Annotated in this window: 6 protein-coding genes and 1 pseudogene; 5 read left to right on the top strand and 2 right to left on the bottom strand. The window is 71.5% G+C overall.

What is annotated here, in order from left to right:
- Positions 1-641 (top strand): annotated as a pseudogene (locus KBX34_RS28755) (phospho-sugar mutase); the annotation flags it as partial.
- Between the two features lie 195 nt (positions 642-836).
- On the opposite strand, the gene KBX34_RS28750 reads toward KBX34_RS28755, so the two are convergent.
- Positions 837-1,514 (bottom strand): GPP34 family phosphoprotein, encoded by a 678-nt coding sequence (locus KBX34_RS28750; protein WP_088946163.1) that lies wholly within the window; start codon positions 1,512-1,514, stop codon positions 837-839.
- Positions 1,515-1,588: 74 nt separating this feature from the next.
- Positions 1,589-2,221 carry a uracil phosphoribosyltransferase gene (upp, locus tag KBX34_RS28745; protein WP_088946162.1) on the bottom strand — a complete coding sequence of 211 codons (633 nt, stop codon included), beginning with the start codon at positions 2,219-2,221 and terminating at the stop codon, positions 1,589-1,591.
- A 123-nt stretch (positions 2,222-2,344) separates the two neighbouring features.
- On the opposite strand from upp, the gene deoC reads away from it, so the two are divergent.
- From deoC to KBX34_RS28725, 4 genes are all read left to right on the top strand, one after another.
- The gene (gene deoC, locus KBX34_RS28740) at positions 2,345-3,304 is read left to right on the top strand and encodes a deoxyribose-phosphate aldolase (protein WP_088946161.1); all 960 of its coding nucleotides are present in this window, start codon (positions 2,345-2,347) and stop codon (positions 3,302-3,304) included.
- 6 nt (positions 3,305-3,310) lie between these two features.
- The gene (locus KBX34_RS28735) at positions 3,311-4,741 is read left to right on the top strand and encodes an aldehyde dehydrogenase family protein (protein ID WP_088946160.1); all 1,431 of its coding nucleotides are present in this window, start codon (positions 3,311-3,313) and stop codon (positions 4,739-4,741) included.
- Positions 4,734-5,558 carry an aldehyde dehydrogenase family protein gene (locus KBX34_RS28730; RefSeq protein WP_210795382.1) on the top strand — a complete coding sequence of 275 codons (825 nt, stop codon included), beginning with the start codon at positions 4,734-4,736 and terminating at the stop codon, positions 5,556-5,558. The genes KBX34_RS28735 and KBX34_RS28730 overlap by 8 nt, the downstream gene beginning before the upstream one ends.
- 338 nt (positions 5,559-5,896) lie before the next feature.
- Positions 5,897-6,367 (top strand): BlaI/MecI/CopY family transcriptional regulator, encoded by a 471-nt coding sequence (locus KBX34_RS28725; protein WP_210795384.1) that lies wholly within the window; start codon positions 5,897-5,899, stop codon positions 6,365-6,367.
- Positions 6,368-6,370: the final 3 nt, after the last annotated feature.

The following is a 6,370-nucleotide window of genomic DNA, read 5'->3' as shown; positions in this document are numbered from 1 at the left end:
GGCGCGGGGTGACCGGGCTATACGCGACCACCATCGTGTCCTCGTCACTGCTGCGCGCGATGTGCGCGGCCCGGGGCCTGCCCTACGACGAGACGCTGACCGGCTTCAAGTGGATCGTGCGGGCCGGCGGCGGGAGCACGCCCCTGGTCTTCGGCTACGAGGAGGCGCTCGGCTACTGCGTCGCACCGGCGCACGTGCGGGACAAGGACGGCATCACGGCGGCGCTGACCGTGGCCGAGCTGGCCGCCGGCCTGAAGACACAGGGTCGGACGCTGACCGACCGGCTCGACGAGTTGGCCGCCGAGTTCGGCGTGCACCACACCGACCAGCTCTCCGCCCGGGTGGACGACCTGCGGGTGATCACCGACGCGATGGCCAGGATCCGGGCGGACACCCCGACCACCCTGCTCGGGCAGCCGGTGGACAGCGTCCGGGACCTGTTGCCCGAGTCGGACGTGGTGATCCTGCGTACCGCGGCCGCCCGGGTGGTGATCCGGCCCTCCGGGACGGAACCGAAGCTCAAGGCGTACCTCGAGGTGGTGGAACCGGTCGTGGACGGTGACGTTCAGACGGCCCGCGGCAGGGCGGCGTCGGCCGTCGCCGCGCTCCGCGCTGAGGTCAGCGCGGCCCTTGGCATCTGAACTCCGCAGCGCCCACCCATGACAGGTTCGCCCTTTGCTCTGCACCCGCGGAAGCGCCATTGAATGAACAGCGGTCCTCCGCGCCCGGCTCCTGCCGGGGGCCCGGCACCGTGGTGCCTGGGTGGGTGCAGAGCAAAGGGCCCGTCGAGCGGGGCCCGAGAGTCAGCGGCGAGGGCCAGCGGCGACGGCCGACGGTCAGCGGCGAGGGCCGAGGGCCTGGTCGACGGCGCGGCCCAGGGCCGCGACGACCAGGCCGACCGACGGGCGGACCACCGAGTCGTCGGTGCTCACCTCGCCGGAGAAGCCGGCGCCGGTGGCGATCGCCTCCAGCCTGCGGCGCGCGTCGGCGGCGGTCTCACCGTCCACCCCGAGCGCCGACTCCATCCGCAGCACCACGACCAGGGTGGCCAGCGCGGCGGTCCGCTCGTCCGGAGCCGCAGCGCCGGTCAGGGCCTCGGCCAGGCGCTGCCGGGTCTCCGCCTCGACGGAGGCGTCGACCACCGGGTAACGGTGCACGTGGATGAAGCCCAGCTCGGTCTCGTCGACGTCGCGGACCACACCCTGGCTGCACAGGTCACCGAGGATCCGGTCCCGCAGGCCGTGCCGCAGGCGCTGCACCCAGGAGGCCGGGGTGTGCGGGGTGTCGGCCGCGATCCGGCTCAGCACCTCGTCGGCGACCGGTTCGCCGGTCGGCGTCGGGTCGGCCACGGTCAACGACCCTTCGGCGTACGCGATCCGGCCGGCGATGGCCAGCTCGACCAGCACCGCGGCGGCCATGCCGAGGTCCAGGCTGATCCGCGGCATGGTCGCCTTGCCGGTCGTGTCGTCGTAGGCGAGGAGCAGCAACTCCTCGGCGAGCGCAACACCAGTCATGGCCCGAGACGGTAGCGGGTCCGCGCACCACCGCGCACGGACCCGCCAGACCCGGCACCCACCGGGTGTCGAACTCAGAACCGGGGCATGCCGCCGAACTGGCGGTCGCCGGCGTCCCCGAGCCCGGGAACGATGAACATGCTGTCGTTGAGCCCCTGGTCGATCGAGGCCGTGACCAGGCGCAACGGCAGGCCGGAGCGTTCCAGCCGTTCGATGCCGACCGGGGCGGCGAGGACGCAGAGCACTGTGATGTCGGTGCAGCCACGGTCGGCGAGCAACCGGCAGGAATGCTCCAGCGAGCCACCGGTCGCGAGCATCGGGTCGAGCACCAGCACCGGCAGCCCGGACAGGTCGCGGGGCAGCGACTCCATGTACGCGCGCGGCTCGTAGGTCTCCTCGTCGCGGGCCAGGCCGACGAAGCCCATCGAGGACTCGGGCAGCAGGCCGAGTGCGGCGTCCGCCATGCCGAGGCCGGCCCGCAGCACCGGCACCAGCAGCGGCGGGTTGGCCAGCCGGGTGCCCTCGGTGCCGGTGACCGGCGTCTGCACCTCGTACCGCTCGACGGGGAAGGAGCGCGCCGCCTCGTACACCAGCATGGTGGTCAGTTCGTGCAGCGCCGCCCGAAACGTCGAGGAATCGGTGCGCGCGTCCCGCATGGCGGTCAGCCGAGACTGGGCCAGCGGGTGGTCAATGACGTGTACGTCCACGATCGCTCAACCTACCGGTCCGTTCGGCGCAGTGGTGACGGTGCGGTCGGACCAGCGACGCCGCTCACGTCGAGCCCGCCGTGACCAAGATCACTCAGCTGTCCGGTGCGTAGACTTCTCGGCATGACGGCGACAACGACGTCGGCCCGGTCGGAGCTCTCCGAGCTGGGACGATCCGAGACCGCTCTGCGGACCTTCCTGCACGGGCTTCCCGGCGTGGACCAGGTCGGCGCGGAGCAGCGGGCGGCACAGCTCGGCACCCGATCCATCAAGACCACCGCCAAGGCCCAGGCGATCGACCTGGCGATCCGGATGGTCGACCTGACCACCCTGGAGGGGGCGGACACCCCGGGCAAGGTGCGCGCGCTCGCCGCGAAGGCACTGCGCCCGGACCCGGCCGACCCGTCCTGCCCGCACGTCGGCGCGGTCTGCGTCTACCCGGCGATGGTCCCGCACGTGGCCGAGGTGCTGCGCGGAAGTGGCGTGCACCTGGCCAGCGTGGCGACCGCGTTCCCGTCCGGCCAGGCACCGTTGGAGATCAAGCTGGCCGACACCCGGGCCGCCGTCGCGGCCGGCGCCGACGAGATCGACATGGTGATCAACCGGGGTGCGTTCCTGGCCGGGCGCTACAAGGAGGTCTACGACGAGATCGTGGCCACCAAGGAGGCCTCCGGGGACGCCCACCTCAAGGTGATCCTGGAGACCGGCGAGCTGGCCACCTACGACAACGTGCGGCGGGCCTCCTGGCTGGCCATGCTGGCCGGCGGCGACTTCATCAAGACCTCCACCGGCAAGGTCCCGGTCGCGGCGACACTGCCGGTGACCCTGGTGATGCTGGAAGCTGTCCGTGACTTCCGGGCGGCCACCGGGCGGCAGGTGGGCGTGAAGCCCGCCGGTGGCATCAAGACCACCAAGGACGCGATCAAGTACCTGGTGATGGTCAACGAGACCGTCGGCCCGGACTGGCTCGACCCGGACTGGTTCCGCTTCGGCGCGTCCAGCCTGCTCAACGACCTGCTGATGCAGCGCACCAAGCTGACGACCGGCACCTACTCCGGTCCCGACTACTTCACCCTGGACTGATAGCCGATGTTCGAATACGCCCCCGCCCCCGAGTCCCGCTCGGTGGTGGACCTCAAACCCTCGTACGGGCTGTTCATCGACGGCGCGTTCGTCGATCCGACCGACGGTGGCAGCTTCAAGTCGATCAACCCGGCCTCCGAGGAGGTGCTGGCCGAGATCGCCGAGGCCGGCGCTCAGGACGTGGAACGCGCGGTGCGTGCCGCCCGAAAGGCGTACGACAAGGTCTGGGGTCCGATGCCGGGCCGGGACCGGGCGAAGTACCTGTACCGGATCGCCCGACTCATCCAGGAGCGCTCCCGCGAGCTGGCCGTCCTGGAATCCCTGGACAACGGCAAGCCAATCCGGGAGTCCCGGGACGTCGACCTGCCGCTGGTCGCCGCGCACTTCTTCTACTACGCCGGCTGGGCCGACAAGCTTCCGCACGCCGGTTTCGGTGCCAACCCGCGGCCGATCGGCGTGGCCGCGCAGGTCATCCCGTGGAACTTCCCGCTGCTCATGCTGGCCTGGAAGATCGCACCGGCGCTCGCCGCGGGCAACACGGTGGTGCTGAAGCCCGCCGAGACCACCCCGCTCACCGCGCTGCTCTTCGCCGAGATCTGCCAGCAGGCCGACCTGCCGGCCGGTGTGGTCAACATCGTCACCGGCGCCGGCGACACCGGCCGCGCACTGGTCGAGCACGCAGGCGTCGACAAGGTCGCCTTCACCGGCTCCACCGAGGTCGGCCGGGCCATCGCCCGGTCCGTCGCCGGCACCAGCAAGAAGCTCACCCTGGAACTGGGCGGCAAGGCCGCCAACATCGTCTTCGACGACGCGCCCATCGACCAGGCCGTCGAGGGCATCGTCAACGGCATCTTCTTCAACCAGGGGCACGTCTGCTGCGCCGGCTCCCGACTCCTGGTGCAGGAGAACGTGGCCGACCGCGTGCTGGAGTCGCTGAAGCGGCGGATGGCCCAGCTCCGGGTCGGCGACCCACTGGACAAGAACACCGACGTCGGCGCGATCAACTCGGCCGCCCAGCTGGAGCGGATCCGCGAGCTGTCCGATGCCGGCTCCGCCGAGGGCGCCGAGCGCTGGTCACCGCCGTGCGAGCTGCCCGACCGTGGCTTCTGGTTCGCGCCCACCATCTTCACCGGGGTCACCCAGGCCCACCGGATCGCCCGCGAGGAGATCTTCGGCCCGGTGCTGTCGGTGCTCACGTTCCGCACACCGGCCGAGGCCGTCGAAAAGGCCAACAACACGCCGTACGGGCTGTCGGCCGGGATCTGGACCGACAAGGGTTCCCGGATCCTGTGGATGGCCGACCGGCTGCGCGCCGGTGTGGTCTGGGCCAACACGTTCAACAAGTTCGACCCCACCTCGCCATTCGGTGGCTACAAGGAGTCGGGTTACGGTCGCGAGGGCGGCCGGCACGGGCTGGAGGGCTACCTCAATGTCTGAGCGGGTCGCGGTACGTAAGACGTACAAGCTCTTCATCGGCGGGAAGTTCCCGCGCAGCGAGTCGGGACGGTCGTATCTCGTGCAGTCCTCGAATGTGTCACTGGCCTCCCGCAAGGACGCCCGGGACGCGGTGGTCGCCGCCCGCGCCGCCGTGAAGGGCTGGGCCGGCGCGACCGCGTACAACCGGGGTCAGATCCTCTACCGGGCCGCCGAGATGCTGGAGGGCCGCCGCGAGCAGTTCGTCGCCCTGGGCGTGCCCGGCGACGAGGTGGACGCCGCCGTCGACCGCTGGGTCTGGTACGCCGGCTGGGCCGACAAGCTCGCCCAGGTGTACGGCGGCGCCAACCCGGTCGCCGGCCCGTACTTCAACATCTCCGCGCCCGAACCGACCGGCGTGATCGCCGTCGTCGCCCCCGAGCGCCCGGCGCTGCTCGGCCTGGTCAGCGTGATCGCCCCGGCGATCGTCAGCGGCAACACGGTGGTCGTGGCGGCATCGCCCTCCGAGCCCCTGGCGGCGGTGACGCTGGCCGAGGTGCTGGCCACCTCCGACCTGCCCGGCGGGGTGGTCAACATCCTCACCGGCGCGATCACCGAGACCGCGCCGGCGTTGGCGGCGCACATGGACGTCAACGCGATCGACCTGACCGGGGTGACCGACACCGCGCTCGCCACCGACCTGGAGGTCAGGGCGGCGGAGAACCTCAAGCGGGTGCTCCGACCGGCCCCGGCCGACCACGACTGGTCCGTCGACCCGGGTGTGGCCCGGATGACCGCGCTGCTGGAGACGAAGACTGTGTGGCATCCCAAGGGGGTGTGATCGTTTTTCGGCCTTTTGGGTTTTCCGGGGGATCCCGCCCACTCCGGGCGGTCAGGCTTGATCCCTGCGCGGGCGGGCTCCCCCGGAAAACCTGACGTGGGCCGGGATCGTCGGGTGGGCCAGCTCACGGGTTCCGCCTGGGGTCGGTGAGCGCGGTCAAGATCTGCGCAACTTCGGGGATGTTGCTGCCTCCAGCGCCTTGGAGGCAGCAACATCCCTGTTCTTGTGCGGATCTTCGGGCGGTCCGGCGGTCCGGCGGTCCGCCCGGTCCTGGTCGGGGTCGGGGTGGGGTGGGCTCGGGGGCGTGGGGGGTCTACTACCGGGGGTAGGATTGCTTCGTGACTCGGTTGGGCGATCTTGAGCGTGCGGTGATGGACGTGTTGTGGGACGTGGTCCCCGGTACGTCGGACGGTGTGACCGTGCGCGAGGTGGCCGACGCGCTCGACGGCCGCGAGTTGGCGTACACCACTGTGATGACCGTGCTGGACCGGCTCGCCGGCAAGGGCATGGTGCAGCGGGAGCGCGAGGGTCGAGCCTGGCGCTACCGGCCGGCGGCGAGCCGTGAGGCGCACATCGCCCAGCTCATGCTCGACGCCCTCGACCTGGGCGGCAGCCGGGACGCCGCACTCGTGCGGTTCGCCCGTTCGGTGACCGGCACCGAGGCCGAGGTGCTGCGGGCGGCCCTGGGGAGCGAGGCCGGCCTGACCGGTCCGGGTTCCACCAGCGGCGACCCGGGCGACACCGAGCTGACCGACCGCCTGGACGGGCCGGCGGGCCGGCGAACCGCCGGCGAGGCAGCGGAGCGGTAGGAC

Origin of the sequence: Micromonospora sp. M61, from assembly GCF_018070245.1 — a bacterium.
GTDB lineage: Bacteria > Actinomycetota > Actinomycetes > Mycobacteriales > Micromonosporaceae > Micromonospora > Micromonospora zamorensis.
This window is presented reverse-complemented; position numbering and strand designations above follow the sequence as displayed.